Source organism: Pseudarthrobacter sp. Y6, from assembly GCF_050156205.1.
Lineage (GTDB): Bacteria > Actinomycetota > Actinomycetes > Actinomycetales > Micrococcaceae > Arthrobacter.
The window spans coordinates 4039998-4056555 of sequence record NZ_CP189574.1; the positions used below are offsets into that span (position 1 = coordinate 4039998).

17 protein-coding genes and 2 pseudogenes are annotated in these 16558 nt (G+C 62.2%); 10 read left to right on the top strand and 9 right to left on the bottom strand.

The window, feature by feature from the left end; genetic code table 11:
* Window positions 1-53: 53 nt before the first annotated feature.
* From ACQCSW_RS19505 to ACQCSW_RS19535, 7 genes are all read right to left on the bottom strand, one after another.
* Window positions 54-443 carry a hypothetical protein gene (locus ACQCSW_RS19505; RefSeq protein WP_426988552.1) on the bottom strand — a complete coding sequence of 130 codons (390 nt, stop codon included), beginning with the start codon at window positions 441-443 and terminating at the stop codon, window positions 54-56.
* 103 nt (window positions 444-546) lie between these two features.
* Window positions 547-828, bottom strand: a complete 282-nt coding sequence (locus tag ACQCSW_RS19510) for a hypothetical protein (protein WP_426988554.1) — start codon at window positions 826-828, stop codon at window positions 547-549.
* Between the two features lie 666 nt (window positions 829-1494).
* Entirely contained in the window at window positions 1495-2658 is a 1164-nt protein-coding gene (locus tag ACQCSW_RS19515) for a hypothetical protein (protein ID WP_426988556.1), read from the bottom strand.
* 329 nt (window positions 2659-2987) lie between these two features.
* Window positions 2988-3320 carry a helix-turn-helix domain-containing protein gene (locus ACQCSW_RS19520; protein ID WP_426988558.1) on the bottom strand — a complete coding sequence of 111 codons (333 nt, stop codon included), beginning with the start codon at window positions 3318-3320 and terminating at the stop codon, window positions 2988-2990.
* Window positions 3317-4408 carry a tyrosine-type recombinase/integrase gene (locus ACQCSW_RS19525; RefSeq protein WP_426988560.1) on the bottom strand — a complete coding sequence of 364 codons (1092 nt, stop codon included), beginning with the start codon at window positions 4406-4408 and terminating at the stop codon, window positions 3317-3319. The genes ACQCSW_RS19520 and ACQCSW_RS19525 overlap by 4 nt, the downstream gene beginning before the upstream one ends.
* A 462-nt stretch (window positions 4409-4870) precedes the next feature.
* On the bottom strand, window positions 4871-5284 hold the full coding sequence (locus ACQCSW_RS19530; RefSeq protein ID WP_426988562.1) for a RidA family protein: 414 nt from the start codon (window positions 5282-5284) through the stop codon (window positions 4871-4873).
* 106 nt (window positions 5285-5390) lie between these two features.
* Complete coding sequence (locus tag ACQCSW_RS19535) at window positions 5391-5753, bottom strand: ArsR/SmtB family transcription factor (protein WP_426988564.1); 363 nt, start codon at window positions 5751-5753, stop codon at window positions 5391-5393.
* Window positions 5754-5828: 75 nt separating this feature from the next.
* Between ACQCSW_RS19535 and ACQCSW_RS19540 the strand changes: the two genes are divergently transcribed.
* Both ACQCSW_RS19540 and ACQCSW_RS19545 read left to right on the top strand, forming a co-directional pair.
* A complete protein-coding gene (locus ACQCSW_RS19540) occupies window positions 5829-6785 on the top strand; it encodes a DMT family transporter (protein ID WP_426988566.1) in 957 nt (318 codons plus the stop codon).
* A 396-nt stretch (window positions 6786-7181) separates the two neighbouring features.
* On the top strand, window positions 7182-7655 hold the full coding sequence (locus tag ACQCSW_RS19545) for a hypothetical protein (RefSeq protein WP_426988568.1): 474 nt from the start codon (window positions 7182-7184) through the stop codon (window positions 7653-7655).
* A gap of 127 nt (window positions 7656-7782) precedes the next feature.
* Here ACQCSW_RS19545 and ACQCSW_RS19550 read toward each other — a convergent pair whose 3' ends face one another.
* Window positions 7783-8679, bottom strand: a complete 897-nt coding sequence (locus tag ACQCSW_RS19550) for a LysR family transcriptional regulator (RefSeq protein WP_426988570.1) — start codon at window positions 8677-8679, stop codon at window positions 7783-7785.
* 96 nt (window positions 8680-8775) lie between these two features.
* Between ACQCSW_RS19550 and ACQCSW_RS19555 the strand changes: the two are divergent.
* The 8 genes and pseudogenes from ACQCSW_RS19555 to ACQCSW_RS19590 form a co-directional block, all read left to right on the top strand.
* Window positions 8776-9186: pseudogene (locus ACQCSW_RS19555) on the top strand (DMT family transporter); the annotation flags it as partial.
* A gap of 20 nt (window positions 9187-9206) precedes the next feature.
* Window positions 9207-9752, top strand: a complete 546-nt coding sequence (locus ACQCSW_RS19560) for a DMT family transporter (RefSeq protein ID WP_426988572.1) — start codon at window positions 9207-9209, stop codon at window positions 9750-9752.
* A gap of 976 nt (window positions 9753-10728) precedes the next feature.
* Entirely contained in the window at window positions 10729-11106 is a 378-nt protein-coding gene (locus tag ACQCSW_RS19565; RefSeq protein WP_426988574.1) for a tyrosine-type recombinase/integrase, read from the top strand.
* 4 nt (window positions 11107-11110) lie between these two features.
* A complete protein-coding gene (locus tag ACQCSW_RS19570; protein ID WP_426988576.1) occupies window positions 11111-12760 on the top strand; it encodes a tyrosine-type recombinase/integrase in 1650 nt (549 codons plus the stop codon).
* Window positions 12757-13305 carry a DUF6262 family protein gene (locus tag ACQCSW_RS19575; RefSeq protein ID WP_426988578.1) on the top strand — a complete coding sequence of 183 codons (549 nt, stop codon included), beginning with the start codon at window positions 12757-12759 and terminating at the stop codon, window positions 13303-13305. Before ACQCSW_RS19570 ends, ACQCSW_RS19575 begins: the two co-directional genes overlap by 4 nt.
* Before the next feature lie 205 nt (window positions 13306-13510).
* Window positions 13511-14152 carry a hypothetical protein gene (locus tag ACQCSW_RS19580; RefSeq protein ID WP_426988580.1) on the top strand — a complete coding sequence of 214 codons (642 nt, stop codon included), beginning with the start codon at window positions 13511-13513 and terminating at the stop codon, window positions 14150-14152.
* Window positions 14152-14388 (top strand): helix-turn-helix domain-containing protein, encoded by a 237-nt coding sequence (locus ACQCSW_RS19585; RefSeq protein ID WP_426988582.1) that lies wholly within the window; start codon window positions 14152-14154, stop codon window positions 14386-14388. The genes ACQCSW_RS19580 and ACQCSW_RS19585 overlap by 1 nt, the downstream gene beginning before the upstream one ends.
* 46 nt (window positions 14389-14434) lie before the next feature.
* The gene (locus ACQCSW_RS19590; protein WP_426990740.1) at window positions 14435-15874 is read left to right on the top strand and encodes a glycosyltransferase 87 family protein; all 1440 of its coding nucleotides are present in this window, start codon (window positions 14435-14437) and stop codon (window positions 15872-15874) included.
* Here ACQCSW_RS19590 and istA read toward each other — a convergent pair.
* A pseudogene (gene istA / locus ACQCSW_RS19595) lies at window positions 15849-16558 on the bottom strand (IS21 family transposase); the annotation flags it as partial. The gene ACQCSW_RS19590 and the pseudogene istA sit on opposite strands and share 26 nt — an antisense overlap.

Consider the following 16558-nt stretch of genomic DNA (forward strand, 5'->3'; position numbering starts at 1 on the left):
CCAGCGGTCGGTCGTGGTTGCCTGGCACGGGGCCAGTCTGGACGGAATGACCGTTACTGAGGACGGGCCTGTGGCATAGGCGCCACGACGAGCGCGAGGGCCGACGGATCGTAGGTGCTGGCCAGTTGGGTTAGGAACGGACGGTGCAGGCTGGTGACCTGAAGAATGACCCGGTTGTTCGCAGCATCCGGGAAGGTTGACCACACCGTGACAGCGGCCCGGCCCCGGGGACCGATCGTCGAGTCCATGATGTGCTTCAGATAGCTGCGGCTGTGCCGCACCGCTTCAATGCGGACGGGTGCGTCTGCACGGAAGGAGACGGCCTGTTCGCGGCCGGCGGCGGAGACCACGGTGATAACAAGTTCGCCTCGGATCCTGTCGACCCAAGGGAATGACAGGTCATCGGGGTGGCCGGCGCTGAGGAACTCGGCCCGATTCAACATCCTGGCCAGGTTCTCCGGGAATGGTTCCGAAACCGTAGGAGCCGCGCTCAGCACGACAATCTGGGCTGCTCCTGAGAGTGCGTTGGCTGGGGTTTGTTCCCAGTCAGGGTGTTGGTTTGACCGTCGCGATTGTCTCACCGCCGGCGGCGTCGATTACTTTTCTGGTCCCGAGCGGGGCCTTCAGCGTGAGGGTTACGTCATGGTTCTTGGCTACCTGACAGGTACTCGAGGAATCCGGCTCTCGGGACACGGTGATGGTGACAATGACGGAGTCGGCCTGTTCCTTGGCTTCTGCGGACTTGAGCGTATCGCACGCACCGTAACCGGTAGTGACGGTGATCGAGTTCGTTGTCTGGTCGGTTCGATAGTTGAACAGCAGCGCCATGTAGTCGCCTGGGCTATTCGGGGGAAGGGTCGGGCTTGGCTGCGGCGGGGGTGAGCACCCGCCAGCCATAAGCCCTATCAGGAGCACTGCCCCCGTGCGCGACGATAACCGGATCATAAGGTGTGCAGCCATCCTGGATAGGCCCAGTAGGCGTCCCGGATGTCGCTGTAGATCTCGATCCGGCCACCGCCACCACCACTGTGTACGCCTTTGGCAGCGATACCAGCGTCCGACCTCACGGTGCCGGTCATACAACATCCCGAAAGCTTCACCGTCGCCCTTGACGCTGCGGGACCACAGCCAGCTGTCACCTGTTTCAACGTTCCCCATGCCCTAGTATTGTCCGCCATGGCCCAAAAGGTTACACATATCAAAAAGATGGGACCGGGGCGTTGGCTAGTGCTTAGCGCCAACGGCCGTACCCGATGGTCCCCGAGGCCGAGCACCATCACACGGATCGGGGCGTGGCCCCTTTCTCACGTATTCAGGTCCCACCTCTTCGACGTTGACTGCACGTCGGACTTGGGGATTACGGCTGGCGGTTCAGTCCAGGACCGTCGAAAGCCTGGATAGGCCGCCGCGGATGAAGACTTGAACGAGGAAGCCGCCATTAGGGGAATACTGGCAGTGGTCGCTTATTCAAGTGGTCTGCACTCGTGTGGCTTTTTAGTTTTGGCTGGTTGTTTGGTTGTGGTCGCCTGGTGCGTAGCTGGCCCAGGGGGACCCGGTTTGGGCTGCGATCTTGGTGGTGCTGGTGTGGTGGTAGCCGAGTGCCTGGGCGAGAACTGGCGCGGGGGTCTGGAGTACCAGATGCCGTATCGCGGAGTTTCGTCCGCGTTGGGGTGGGATGCCGATTTTGCGCAGTAACCCGCGGAGAGTGACGGGGTGCATGGGTTCTCCGGCGCGTTGTCCCGGGAAGAGCCACTCGGATCCGGGGTTGGTCGCGGTGTCCTGGTTGGGGCGGTTTGCCACATAGTCCTGAAGGAGAAGGGCCAACGGTTCGGGTACTGGTGTTGGCGGATCGCCCAGACGGATTGTGGTGGTGGTCCCGTCGTTGATGACATCGCTGGTCGTGAGTCTGAGGATGCGGGTTGCCGGTTGGGCGTAGAGCAGGATCAGCATGCCTGCGATTCTGGAGTGCAGCGGGAGGCTCTCCTCGGTGAGGAGGCGCTGGATGGCGCTGACTCTTTGGTGTTGACCCAGCGGCGTCCGGATCGTCGTTGTCTGGCGGGAACGGATGGTCAGGACCGGCATGCTGCCGTTCTTCATGCACCAGTTCAGGAATGCGTGGGATGACCGGCGCGTAAAGTAATTCTCGCTTTGCCAGGCGTCCAGATCGGCCTGCCGGGTGCGGTCCAGGGCCGTGCCTCGGCGGGTGAGCCAGGCAAGGAACGCCAGAGCCTGGGTCTGTTGCTCGCGGGCTTCGCGGGCCGGTGAATCACCCAGCCGGGCTTTGGTTGTCTTGGCTCTTAGTTTGCGGAGCTGGTGCCAAGTGGCAAAGCGGTGCAGAAGCCCGGCGTGTTCGGGATCAGCCACTGCCTCCAGATGGGCGGCCAGCCATCTTTCGAAGAGCAGGAGTTGCCGGTCCTTGAGGGGCAGGACACCGCTTTGCATGAGGAGGTCGCGTAGATAGTCGGCGCTTCTCCAGCTGGGCAGTTGTTGGAACGCTTCGTGGGTCAGGGCGAGCCGGCCGGCGGCAATGTCCCTCAGCATCATCCGGGGCTGTGTGCTCTGAAGCCAGCCCAGCCCCCGGGCCGGGTTCTGCATGGTCCGCAGGTGGTCAAACAGCGGGAGCAAAGGTGCGTGGATGCGGCCGGCGCCGTCATCCATCAGAACCTTTAGCCGGTCGGCGAGCGTGCATCGCTCGCACAGCCTGCCGCCGAGCAGGTGCCCCTCGAAGCGGCACCGGTTGCAGAAGAAATCGCGAGTGATTCCTGCGCAGTCCCGGCAAATGGGCGCGCCCGCCCGGTCCCTGCCGGGCAGCAGGCGCCCGTCGCCGCAGCCGGGGCAGGGACCGTAGGTGCGGGTTGCCTTGACCAGACAGGTCCGGCAGATGGGTCCATCTGACCAGTTCGCCGCTTTGGGAGCCTGCCGGCCGCAGCGGGCACAGGTGCGTACATGCCATCGCTCATATTTCTCGCGGGTATCGTAGGCCGGGCTCACCGCTCGGGGGTGATCCTGGCACGCTTTGGCCGGATGGTCGCGGCAAGGTCTACGACATCGGCGCCCGCGGCGGCCGTGCGGCGTGGGGCCACCGCTTCTGCCCGGGTGGCGATCAGTTCAGCGGGGGTCACTTCCAAGATGTCGCACAGCGCGGCGAGGACCGGCAGCGAGAGCCGCTCAGGGACCTGGGTGACCAACCGCCAGACCTGCACCGAAGACAGGTCGATGCCGCGTTGGAGCAGCAGTGGGGACAGATCGGCGGCCGTGAAGATCCCGCGGGTGGCCATGACCTCCCGCAGCCGCCACTGGTAACTGACTTGGCGTTTCATTGCGGTTTCCTTTCAAGCTGCAGGGCAGCAGTAACCGTGGTGTCCAGGGCCCGGCGGAGCGTCCTAGTGCGGAAATCGGAGGAGACACAGGTGTAGATCGAGGTCGTGGACGCGTGCTCGTGTCCGACCTGTTCCTGGAGGAACCTGGCATCCCAGCCATCCTCGATCAGGTGCGTGACGTAGGACCTTCGAAAGGAATGGAAATCCAGACCCCTGTCCAGGCCTAGGCCGTCACGATAGGCGCCGAAGCGGGTGTTCATCTGCGTGAAGCCCACGCGCGTGGAGCGTTCCGAGGGCCATAGTCCCCCGGACGTGGCCGTCGGGAACAACGGGCGGACCTCTTCATTCCATTGCTGCAGAATCTCCGCTGACCAGTCGAAGACCGTCAGCACGCTGCGGCGCTTGGGCGGGGAACCCTTCTTTGCCTTGCCGTGGCGGACGTAGAGGACACCGTAATCCCCAAACTCCTGGCCCCGGGGGTTGCGGCCGAAGTCGACAACATCGAGCATCCGTACCTCGTTGCGGCGCAACCCAAAGGCGTACGCGGTCTTGAAAAGCATCGCGTCGCGGAAGGCAGGAAGCCAGCCCTTGCGTCCGCGCCCGCGCACCCGTCCGACTTGTTCATCGGCATGGTCGAAGAACGCCTGCAGCTCATCGCGGGTGAAGGCACGCTTGGCCGGATCCGCCTCCGCTTCCTGGACGTGCACGGCGGCATTCCACTCGTGGATCACCTGCACTGGATGGGTGCCGAAGCGTTCCTGGCATGTGGCCGACCACCCGTAAGCAGGGTCGGTGACGAAGTCGCAGAAGGAGCGGATGGTCACCTGGTAGCTCCGCAGCGTGGACCGACGCAGGTTACGGACCGAACGCAGATCACCCATCCACTCATCAACCATCTGCGGTGACCAGTCCCGCGGGAAGGCATCGGCGTGGCGGGTGAACGCCCGTACCGCCTTCTCGCGGCCCTCGATCGTGGAGAACGCGAGGTTCCGGGCCAGCTGCTGGTTTCGCCAGCCGTCCAACATAGCCGTGAAGACCTGCTCCTCCGGCCGCAGCAGCGGCAGGCCGCCGACCAGATGCAGGCTCACCGCCCCTGGCGCGAAGCCGTTTCCGACCATCAAAAGCCACCCCTCTGTCGCTTACATCAGATGAATATATCTTTCATTAGATGCAATCTGATTGCAAACGCGCAGGCCAGGGGGCGTTTCCATCGCAATGCCAGGTCGAGCCGGGAGTCTCACCCGAAGGAAATTCCCAACTGCAATAGGGGCCTGACCTGCGCAAATGACGACAGATTTCAAAATATTCAAACCGAACGCAATAGCACATCTGATGAAATTGCGGCCAGAAACTGAAAACGGAAAAAATCGTACGCTAAGGGCGTATGAGGCAGGTATCCGCCGGGTCAGCTCCCTGTTTGCCAAGGCAACGCGTCAGCGTGCGTCCGCATGGGGAACCCTCGCCGGACAATTTCGCGAAATTTTGGCCCGGCAGCTTTCCCATGCGCCGCCCGACTGCGCTGGTACTAACTGCCCTGGCTATGCACTAGGTCAGCGACTTGGCACACCCTGGGTCGCAGTCGTTTCGCGAAGAGCTACTACCGTGTCGATTTGCACCTTGGCGCCCAGCGGCAGCGCAGCTACCTGAATTGTGGTGCGGACGGGAAATGGTTCACCCAGGCGTTTGGCGTAGACGGAATTGATGACGTCAAAATCCTTGTAGTCCGTCAAATAGATCGTGGTGCGTAGGAGATCCGATAGGGTCAATCCCAGTTCTTCAAGTAGCGTCTCCAGGTTGGCCATCATGGACTCGGATTGCTCCGCGACATCGCTAGAAATTAGCGCTCCGTCGTCCGTGCGCTGGCCGATGATCCCAGCCGTGTAACCAGTATTTCCGTGCTGAACGAAGTGCGAAAACGGGGCGGCCGACTGGTGCAAACGGGGGCTGAAATAATGAATTGACATGGGTGTCTCGACTCTATTACGGGTCGGCAGGCGGACCACAGGGGAGCTAGCGAAGCGCCATGCCCTGGGCGGCAAAGTTCAGTTGAGAGTATCGCTACGGTCCAGATTAGACGACACCGGACCGAGGATTAGTTTCTGGTGCCACTCGTACCCTACTGATTTCCTGTTCCAAGGCGTTGAGCACAGTGGGGATCACTCCAGGGAACCTGGTTTCTACATCATTGATGCGCAGCCAATTCAGACGGCTGTTACCGGGGCCGTGTTCCTGGCGGATGAGACCCGCTTCGCGCAGGACTTTGAAATGCCCCGACAGGGTCGACTTCGACACATCGGCGTCGAACGTGCCGCAGGTTTTTCCCGGGTTGTGACTGAGATCGAGAAGCAGTTTCAGTCTGGTCGGGTCCGAGCACGCGTGCATCAGCGCGGCCAAGTCAAAATCTTCGACTCGAGGGTGCTGCAGCAGCTTCACGGCGTCCTTCTTCCCATTTCAACCATCCTGTATGGTGTTCTGGTATTCGTCAACAACCGAACACTAGGGATATGCATGAACCGCACAACAGCACTGGCCTCCGCCGGCGGACTCGTCACCGCCCTTGCTTGGGGAGGCATGTTCACCGTCGCGAAAACAGCATTCCCGTTCCTGGACCCGTTCCGACTGACGGCAGCCCGGTTCATTGTTGCCACACTCATATTCATGGCCATCCTGGCCATCAAGGAAGGCCCGAGGGCGCTCGTACCGGGCCACCGCACCGGCGCACTCTGGATCATCGGCACCATCGGATTCGCAGGCTTCAACATGCTCATGTATGCAGGACTGAGCTACTCTCCACCCCAGACGATTTCCCTGGTCATGGCTGCGTTGCCCATGATCACTTTGTTTGTCATGTGGGGACGAACAAAGAACCGACCCCGGGCGCTCGTATTCCTCTTCGCCGCCATCTCTCTGGTGGGCATAGCGATGGTGTTGGGCAACGGCAATCCGATGGCGGTGCTGCAGGTCGGGCTCGGGCTGGGTGTCCCCCTGACCTTCGCCGGTGTCATCGCGTGGGTGTTCTACACGACCAGTCGCCGGGACTTCATGGAAATGAGCCTGCTGCGATTCACGACCCACACAATCGCCCTCGGAACCCTGTCAATCCTTGTCCTCACCACAGCGCTGACGTGGAACACGCCGGCCACTACGATGGCGGACGTTAGCGCCGCGGCATGGCAGATCCTCTACATGGCAATCCCCGCCACCGTGGTCGCCGTTCTTACCTGGAACCACGCCGTCGCCATCCTCGGTGCCGCGAACGGTGTCCTGTTCATCAATCTGGTCCCGATAACGGCGTTCACTATCGAAGCCTTCCGGGGCAACCAGCCGACCGCAGGTCAGTTGATCGGCGTCACTGTGACCCTTGCCGCACTAATTGCGGTCAACTCCGCCAGCCGTAGTCGAAGGGCGCTGCCGCCGGGCGCCGCCGAAGGAAGCCATCAAACGGCTGACGCAACCGCCGATTAGTCCAGGCCACCCATTGCCGGGCAGAGAAACCCGAGCGAGCTCGTGAGCATTCGTCCGTAAGCGGAACCCTCAACGGGACACTCACGATGCATTTGCGTAGTTCTTACAACCGGCGTGCGATCTCGGTAGCAGGAAATGGTCACCCGCTATGGTGATTCTTTAGCGACTAATGGCTACCACGCAGATTCGGAGCAGATACATGAAGGCAAGTCTGGCTCCTGCCAACTCCGCATCTGCCGCTTAGTGGCTGGCCCGCGACTTCTCGGGCCTCCGCTCCTGGTCAGCACCTTCGTGCCGGAGACCTTTCCTGCAGTCGTTCGTGTCCTAAACCCTTTCGTCGGCGCCGACGGACGGAAAATACCTTGGGCCGCCGCCGCGAAGGAGTTGGGCATCTCCGTGGATGCCACCGCCAATGGAGAACGCCTATGCCTGGACTACGAGGCCAAAACCGGTGAGAAAATCAATGTCGATTTCGGAACACTCGATCACGAGGTTGCATCTGCCTTGGCCGACGTTCTCAGCCGGCACACGACGATGCCCGACGAATGCTACTTCGCCGTCTGGACAGGCTACTCCGGCATCAGGGACGACCTTGCTAGAGCACCGGTGGTGATCGTTCCTCCCGAGCGGCAGATGTACCTCATCGAAGGACCACTAAGCGCTGCGGCCGAGGCGCTCGATGAACCATCGTCCAGGCGCAGCTTGCGGTGGTGGCCTGCCGATCAGGCCTGGTGCGTTGGAAACGATGTGTACGCTGATTCGGTCTACGTCGCTGGCTCCCAAGATTGCGTCTCCGCGGTGCTGGACGATCCACGTCTAGAAACCTACGGCGCTCAGCCCTCCGACGTTCATCCCGGAATCTACGCCTAGCCTCATAAAGGTTGCAGCCGGACCCCGTTCCATAGGGGAACCCTGAACGGACGCTTTCCCGGGTCACGGCGAATCCCATGGTGCTATTCGTGTAGCACCTGTCCTCAATCTGGCGTCCGCGCAGAACTCAGAAATTCGGCGCTGAAGTTTCGGCGATGTCGCGCATTCGTTCGACGCCCGGGTGCCACGGGCGCCCTGAGGGGCCGGAGAAGACGAGGGTGCGGTCTAGGTGCGGTTCGAGCTCGACCATCACGAGATTCTCCGGGAGCATCGAGCGTGCAAGGGAGGGCAATATCGCGACGCCGAGTTCGGCCTCGACCATGCCGAGCAGGGTGCTGGTCTCATGAACCCTCTGCGCCGGCGCATAAGGAATTCCGGCCATCGTATGTATGCGGGTGATCTGGGGTTCACAGCCGCTGGAGGAGGCCAGCAGCGGGTCCTCGAGGAGATCGGCGAGGCTGACGCGCTTCTCGCCGGCAAGCGGGTGGTCAGAGCGGAGCACGGCCCGGAAGTCATCGCGGGCCAGGACGATGGAGCCGGAGGGAACCGGGTCCGGGTCGATGAGAACGGCAGCGTCGACCGCGCCGCTGGCCAGCCAGACTTCCAGTTCCTCATCGCTGCCCTCGAACAGGCGGATATCGAGCCCAGGTAGTTCAGCACGCCAACGTTTCAGGAGTTCGGGGACAAGTCGATGGGACGCGGTCGGTGCCGCCGCGAGGCGGACCATACCTCTCACGAGGCCTTCGCGCTGGATGTCGACGGTGGCTCGCAGGGCGCGCACGTTAGCCAGGACGCTGCGGGCATGCGGCAGGATTGCCTCGCCCAGGGACGTCGTCGCGATCGTGGGTGCGCGGACGATGAGAGGGGCACCCGAGGCGCGCTCCAGCGCTGCGAGGGCGTGCGAGACGGCAGATTGACTCATCCGCAGATGATCAGCCGCAGCGCCGAAACCACCCTGGTCCATGACGGCGACAAAGACGTCAAGCTGACGCAAGGTAAGCGACCACAGATCTATTTTCTTCATAGGCCTATGTGCCCGATTCATTTGATTCATGTCCTGAGTTTAGCTGAGACTGGCATAGAGGAAAGATGAGGTGTGGGCGTGAAAAGTCGATCGACAATGCGGGACGGACATGGCGTTGGTCTCGCCGCCCAGTACCTGGGCGCGGCCGCGGTGTGGGGTGCCAGCTTCCTCTTCATCAAGGTGGCCGTCGGAGGGCTCTCCCCGGCGCAGGTCGTCCTTGGCCGGCTATTCTTCGGCGCACTGGTTCTCGCCATCATCATGCTCGTCACACGTCGACGGTGGCCACGCGGCCTGCGCGTGTGGGGTCACCTGACGGCGATCGGAGCTCTGATGTGTGTCGTCCCGTTCCTTTTGTTCTCGTGGGCAGCGCAGTACCTTCCCGCCGGGCTGTCCAGCATTTACAACGCGACGACGCCGATCGCCACGATGCTTGTCGCGCTGGCGATTCTCCCCGACGAGCGTCTTACCAAAATCAAGACTGCCGGCATCTTCGTGGCCGCGGGAGGCGTGATCCTCGTCGCCGCACCATGGGACGCCGTAGCAGACGCGGCGAACGGCATGTTCTTCTGGGCGCAGCTGGCCTGTCGGGGGGGACCACCTGTTACGGCCTCGGGTTCTCCTATACCCGGCGGTTCCTCCGTGGACACGACTATGACGCGATCACAGTCTCCGCCTCCCAGATTGGCGCCGGGGCAATCATCATCCTGCTGCTCACACCCTTCATCGGCCCCGGCCCAGTCACCTTGAATCCTGGCATCGTTGGAAGCATCCTGATACTCGGCGGCGTCGGAACGGGGATTGCCTATATCTGGTACACAAACGTCATCAACGCCTGGGGTTCGACCATGGCCTCAACCGTCACCTACCTCACCCCGATCGGCGGCGTCATCCTCGGAGTCATGGTTCTCGGTGAAACAATCCACTGGAATCAAATCGTCGGCGGAACCGTCGTCATCATCGCCATCCTCATCGGCCAAGGACGGCTACGACCACCACAACGCCGAAGAAGCGCGGGGATCAATGCAGAGTCACAGAAAATAGGACACGAAGGCGCTGACATCAAGACGCGCTAATGCGTTCTCGTCCCAGAGAGGGAACCCTCACCGGGCGCCTCCGCAGCCCGAAACCACCGTCTCCTTTCCTAGGTTCTATGGGGGTCCGATCGCCTGTAGTGGACTGTGGCACAAGCTGGATCGCTTGCTTGGTGGACGACGGGTTCTCTCAGTGTGTCGGTCAGGTGTTCGTCGTGATGGCGTTCATGATTGGCGTAGGAGATGACTATGCGAACTTTTCCGGTCCAGATGCCTTCTGGAATGCGCTACTGGACAGTGATCGGCGAGGACCTGCTGGTCATGTCTGTGGCGGATGCATATCTGCGGTATTTACGGTTCGGGCGTGATGCTGCCGAGTCGACGACTAAGACCTATGCGGGCGCAGTCGCACTCTATCTATCGTGGTGCGCGGCCACCGGGCAAGACTGGCGGGCCGCTGCGGGGCAGATGCCGGCGTTCGTGTTGTGGCTCCGCCACTCCCCGTCGCAGCAGGGGACAACAACGGGCGGCGCGGTCGAGACTGCAGTCCGAGGACCGCGACGGATCAACTGCGTGCTCGCAGGGGTGCGGGGCTTCCTGGCCTTCGCGGTGGATCACGGCGACGCTCCGAGAGGAGTGCTGGGTCATCTTTATGAGCTTGCCAATAGCCAGGATCTGCCGGCTGAGGCGCGCGGCGAGGACGGCGTCTGGAGGCTGCGGATGAAGGCCCGGCACAGGGTTCCTGCTATCAGGCAACGCCCTGACCGGGCCCGCGATGAAGATGTCCTCGCGCTGCTGAGGGCATGCCTCTCGGCGCGTGACCGGCTGCTGGTGATGCTGCTCGCGCGGGCTGGATTACGTCGCGGCGAGCTGGTTGGACTCCGGCGTGAGGACGTCCATTTCCTGGTCGACTCATCGTCCTTGGGCTGTCGCTTCCCCGGATCTCACCTGCACGTGGTGCGGAGGCAGAACACTAACGGCGCGTGGGCAAAATCGCGGCACTCCAGGATCGTCCCGGGTGGATTCGCTGGTCGTGTATGCCCACGACCAGTACTTCACCGAGAGAGCCATGAATACCGCGGCAGGTGAGAGCGATTTCTTGTTCGTGAACCTGTTCCGGGCGCCCATCGGCGCGCCGATGACTCCCGCTGCGGTAAACGAATTGCTGGCCGCGGCCTCCCGCCGGGCGGGTCTGGATCCGGCCGTGCACCCGCATGCGCTGCGTCATGGGTTTGCCAGCAACGTCCTGGACGCCGGCGGGAGCATCGACGAGGTCCAAGAACTCCTCGGCCATGCCTCGATCAGCTCGAGCCAGGTGTATGTCCATCCGGCACCGGAGCGGTTGCGCGCGGCGGTGGAGCGGGTAGCCCGGGCCGCCACGTCACAGGGAACGTGACGAGGTGACCGCGGTGCCAGCCCGTGCTCTGGTCACGCCGACGCACGAGGACCAGTTGGAAGCAGAACAGGCCAAGGACATTTGGGCGATGTCCTTGTTTGGCCACAGCGGGCGGCTGGACTTCACGGCGATCAGCCAACCATGGTTACGCGAGGGTGCGAAACGGTGGGCGATACACGACCTGATACGTCGTCGGGGCGAGGGCGCCACCACGGTGCTGAGAGCCCACGTGGCGGCATTGGCGGGGCTCTCAGAGAGCTTGCGCGCCCATCGAAGCGACCGCGGCCTGATCATCCGTGACCTCGGCCGCCCTGACATTGAGTTGTTTCTGCAGCGACTCACCTACCTGGAGCATTGCGAGAAGATCACCGCGTTGTCCCGTTCCCTGAGCTGTCGAAAGGCTCATCATGCGCTGCGTCAGATGCGGCTGCTCGGCCTGACCCGTGCCGGTTACCCGCTCAGCGGGCTGCCTGACGACTTCGCGTTCCGGCGCGAGGACATTCCCCGGCGCCCCGACCGGCAAACTCCAAACCGGTCGCTGCCACCCGAGATCCTCGCCCAGCTCTGCGATGCCCTGCCGCTGCTGCGCACGCGCATGCCCAAAGGGTTGGCTGTTGCGATCGAGTTGCTCATCGACACAGGCCGCCGTCCCGGCGAGATCCTGAACCTGCCTTGGGACTGCATAGACCGCGACCACGACGAGAACTATGTCCTGGTCTACGACGACCTCAAGAACAACAGGCCGGGCCGGCGGCTTCCGATCACCCAGGCGACCGCCCAGCTGGTCACCACCCAACAAAAAGCAATCCGGGAGCAGTTCCCTGGCAGCAACCCTGCGTCCTTGGTTCTGCTGCCCTCAGACGAAGACCCCGACGGCCGGCGTCCGATGGCCCGGCATCGCATCGGCCGGGCCCACCGCGGCTGGATCGCTTCGCTGCCCTCTCCTCTCCGACGCTCCGACGGCAGCAGCTACGACCTGACCACGATCACGCCCTACTCCTATCGGCACACCTACGCGCAAAGGCACGCCGACGCCGGCGTCGCGCTCGATGTACTCGCCGAGCTGATGGGCCACGAGCTGTTGAGCTCGACTCAGGCCTATTACCAGGTCGGCGAGAAACGCCGCCGTGCCGCGGTCGACCGGCTGGCCGACCACCGGTTCGACCGGCACGGCAACCACCTCTGGCGAGACGCCCAGGCCTTACTCGACGACGAGCACGCGCGCCACACGCTCGGCCAGGTATCGGTGCCCTACGGCAACTGTCACGAACCCTCTAACGTCCAGGCAGGGGGTGGGTTCTGTCCATTCCGGTTTCGCTGCGTCGGCTGCGATCACTTCCACACCGATCCCTCGCACCTGCCCGAGTTGAAGGCATACCTGCATGACCTGCTCCGTGACCGCGAACGTGTGCTGGCCACCACGGATCTCGAAAACTGGGCCAGAACAGAAGCTTTACCGTCAGAGGAAGAAATCCGCCGGGTGAAAGAACTCGTGCACCGTGTCCAAGAGCATCTCGAACAGCTCGCCCCCGCCGAACAAGCCGACATCGCCGCCGCCATTTCGGCCGTTCGGCGCACCCGCCAGGTCACCAGTCTGGGTATGCCCGCCATCAGGGGCAAACCTGACCCCAGCGCGGGACTGGAGAGACCATGAACAATAACACCAACGGCATTGCCGCGGCCCGGCAAGCCCACAGCACACGATGCCGCCAACGTGTCCTCGCCGCGCTCGAGCAAGCCGTTCATCTGGGCACCGAAGTAAGCATCTCCGCGATCGCGCGCCGCGCCGGGGTGGACCGCAGCTTCCTCTATCGCCACAGCGACCTTCACGCCGCGGTGCTTCTCAAGGCCGCCGAACCAACCACCGCCAAGGCCGGAGGACCGAGCGTCAGCAGGCCATCCCTCGTAGCCGACCTGGCTAACGCTCATGACCGCATCACCCGTCTGTCCCGCGAAAACGCCCAGTTCCGCCAGCGCCTGTCCGAGCATCTCGGCGAACAGGTGTGGCGAGAGTCCGGCCTCGGAGCTCCCGACAATGTCGACCGTCTACACCGCCGAGTCACCGAGCTGGAACAACAGACCGCAGAACAACACCGGCAACTCTCAGAACGCGACGACGAGCTCGACGCGGCACGGGCAGCCAACCGCGAGCTCATGACCCGGCTTAACCGGCCACACCCCGACGGGTGCAATCACTAGGACCACACTCTTGTGGCCCACGCCAGAGTGGCGCCCGACGACTGAGAATTTCAATCGGAGTTGAGCCCACTTAGATGTGGGATGGCAGCCCTGTCGGGGACCACCTTCGCATAGTCGTACGCCGGGATTAGAGACCCGCCCCGAACGTCCCAACGTGTTGTGCATTACGATAATCGTAAATAACGAATATCGTAAAGGTTGGGACATGGTCTACAAGCTGCTATCAGGGTCTCGCCGGGCGGCGGCCCTGATTTCTATTGGAGTCTTTGCTGTACTTTCGCTTGGGCTTGGATGGTATGTCGGGTACCAGGCTTCGCTGCGGATAATGGACGTCCAGTCGGGCCGGGTGAACTTTTCGGTGCCGGCTTTCCTGGCTCTGGATCACGGAAGCCTCGACCCGGACGTGGTGTCGCTTCGGGCCGACACGGTACGGCTGCAGGTGTCCGCCGTTGAGCCCTCCGCGCAGGCGCTCTTCATCGCGTCGTCGGTTCTAACTTCCGCTGCCGTGCTCTTTGCTGTGGCTACGGTTGTGCTGCTGTGTTATCGGCTAATACGGGGTACTCCGTTCGGCGGGGGATCTACTTGGCTCGTGGCCTTATCGGGGATCACTGCGGTTGCGACGGGACTGATTGGGCCTGTCCTGGAAGGCTCAGCGAAGCAAATTGCGATCGCCCACCTGCAGGGAATCTCATCCCTGGAGAGCCCGATCCGGCTGGGTGACGTTGTGTTTTACGTCAGTTCAAGCTTTGAGCTGATGCCTTTGTTTGTCGGGCTGTCCGCGTTCCTTCTTGCCGCGGTATTCCGCAGAGGTGACGTGCTCGACCGCGATGCCAAAGGGCTGGTCTAGTGGCAAGAACACGCAAGCAGACCGAAGAAACGCTCATCGTGTGCCACCTGGACGAATTGCTCCAGGCCGCCGACATGACGCTGACAGAACTCAGCAAAAGAGTGGGGGTCAGCATCGTGAATCTTTCCCTGCTTAAGAACGGACACGCCAAGGCAATCCGGTTCTCTACTTTGAGCGCCATATGCCATGCACTGGCATGCGACGTCGGCGACCTCCTGACCGTGTACCGGCCCTAAAAGGAGTCCCGTGCATACTTCCCTTCGCGGCACCCCCGTTCGCGATGTGCGAACCATCAGCGTCCTCCCTGAAACACTCCGGCGCAAAAACATCAGCCTCCAGCAAGCCTCTGATCTTTCCGGGATCGCGCATGAGGACTTACAGAAGCTCAGCGCCGGGGATGCGTCCGCCATCAAGCTCTCCACCCTGGCCGCTCTCTGCTCTGCCCTGCTCTGCGCGCCCGAGGATGTTCTACGGGTCCAGGAACAGGCAGAGCCTGCTCCGGTCGAGAAGAATAGCCGGATCCGGCGGGTAGTTACTTGCCAGTCGAGGGCCCTGAGCACCGTGGCGCTACTCGTGTGCACAGTTATCAGTGTCTGGTTCCTCGCGGGCGTCGTGAGCCAAGTCAACCCGGTCGACTTTTACGTCTATCACCACACTGCGGCTCTGGCGTCCGTGGGTGAGCACATCTACGCCGAAAACATTCAGGGAACCGTCATGCCAGCCGGCGGCTTGCCGTTCACGTATACGCCCTTCGCCGCCCTGATCCTGTTGCCGCTGACCTTGTTTCCGGCCCCCGTCGCCTACGTTCTCTGGTCTGGCGCTTCGGCCCTAATCATGGGTGCCGTTCTTAGAAGCCTTCTGCCTCGGCAACACCGGCATAAGCCATTCGTTGTCGGGGCCCTTGCGCTGGCTGCATCATGCAGCATCGTCATGGCGAGCCATATCATCTTCGGTCAGATCAACGTCTTCCTCATGGCACTGGTGTTGTTCGACGTCTGCCGCAACCCAAAGAACACATATCTGCGGCGCCTCCCGCCCGGCGCGCTGATCGGTCTTGCCGCCGCTGTGAAACTCACACCGGCGCTCTTCATTGCTTACTTCATCATCTCCGGACAAAAACGAGCCGCGATTGGTAGCGCACTAGCCGCATTCGCAGCAACCGTCCTAGCCGCTGTGATTTACCCGGAGATGAGTTTTGATTTTGCCTCTCGTGTGATCTGGAAGCTGTCCGACAGAGTCTCGCTCAACGGGCTATTCGCTACCTCCGGGAACAACTCCATCCAAGGCGCCTTTGCAGCGCTGGGCGATTGGACGTCAACACCAGCCCTTGCACTTACCCTTGTAGTCGCCGCACTTGGCCTGGGCGCGGCAACAACCACCTACCGCCGTGGCGAAGTTGTCCAGGCAGCGATCATTGTCGGCCTCACCGCTTGCCTCGCTTCACCGGTGAGCTGGATGCATCACTGGGTTTACCTCCTACCGGGCCTCTTGATCCTCTGGAGACGGGGAGGGCAGAAGACACAGATATTCTGCTATGGCAGCGCGATCATTCTCCTCGCCACCGGACCCAACCTCGGAGACATCCTTCTCGGCTTTGACGAGCCCTTTCTGCTGCCCCTCGCGATCGCACTGCGTGAATCACTACTTCTGATCGGGCTCAGCATTATCGTCCTCCTGTCCAGGCGGGCTTCGTTTCGGCGTCGAAACCGAAGTGAGTCTTGAAGAGCAGCCAGCGCTCATTCTCCACGCGCTGCCGGCCAGCCCCGCAGACGACCTTGGTCACGGCAGAGGTGAGGTTGTCATAGCGGATATGCCTCGTCGGGACACCGCCTACGGCGTTGAACGCCTCGATGTGGCCTTCCAGAAAAGCCTCCTGCGCGCAGGTCGGAAAAATTCGGTGGACCGATTTCCCGGAATGGGAGAGCCGGAACGCAAACATGTAACACCGGGTCCTGACCCCGGCAAGATCCACCCAGACGTCACCGAAATCCACCTCCGCTTCAGCCCCAGGCGCATGTTCCTGCGGGACAAACACCTCCACCGGCGCTCTTCCCGATTCCACCGCGATGGCAGCTCTGCGGGCTTTCACATACTGCCGGACGCTGGAGTACGAGATCACGGCCTGATGCTCATCAACCAAACGCTCGAAGACCCGTTGGGCTGTATGGCGTTGTTTCCGTGGCGCGTCAAGGTCAGCTAGGAGCATCGCATCAATGACACCCTTCAAAGGCCCCAGCTTCGGTGCCATGCGGTCAGGAACTCGAAGCTGTGGTGGTTCCGCAGAGGCCAAGGCTGGCGGACCGTCCTGCGGGAGACCCGGTGTTCCCTCGCCAGGGACCGGATCGACAAGCCCCTGACCCTGGCATCCCGGCGAATCCTCGCGAATAGCTCCACTCTCGACTCCAT

Coding starts and splice junctions, on each gene's coding strand:
- ACQCSW_RS19575 (WP_426988578.1), top strand. CDS start 12,757: ATGAACAATAACACCAACGGCATTGCCGCGGCCCGGCAAGCCCACAGC.
- ACQCSW_RS19540 (WP_426988566.1), top strand. CDS start 5,829: ATGAACCGCACAACAGCACTGGCCTCCGCCGGCGGACTCGTCACCGCC.
- ACQCSW_RS19515 (WP_426988556.1), bottom strand. CDS start 2,658: ATGGATGACGGCGCCGGCCGCATCCACGCACCTTTGCTCCCGCTGTTT.
- ACQCSW_RS19580 (WP_426988580.1), top strand. CDS start 13,511: ATGGTCTACAAGCTGCTATCAGGGTCTCGCCGGGCGGCGGCCCTGATT.
- ACQCSW_RS19520 (WP_426988558.1), bottom strand. CDS start 3,320: ATGAAACGCCAAGTCAGTTACCAGTGGCGGCTGCGGGAGGTCATGGCC.
- ACQCSW_RS19510 (WP_426988554.1), bottom strand. CDS start 828: ATGGCGCTGCTGTTCAACTATCGAACCGACCAGACAACGAACTCGATC.
- ACQCSW_RS19550 (WP_426988570.1), bottom strand. CDS start 8,679: ATGAAGAAAATAGATCTGTGGTCGCTTACCTTGCGTCAGCTTGACGTC.
- ACQCSW_RS19560 (WP_426988572.1), top strand. CDS start 9,207: ATGGGACGCCGTAGCAGACGCGGCGAACGGCATGTTCTTCTGGGCGCA.
- ACQCSW_RS19530 (WP_426988562.1), bottom strand. CDS start 5,284: ATGTCAATTCATTATTTCAGCCCCCGTTTGCACCAGTCGGCCGCCCCG.
- ACQCSW_RS19505 (WP_426988552.1), bottom strand. CDS start 443: ATGTTGAATCGGGCCGAGTTCCTCAGCGCCGGCCACCCCGATGACCTG.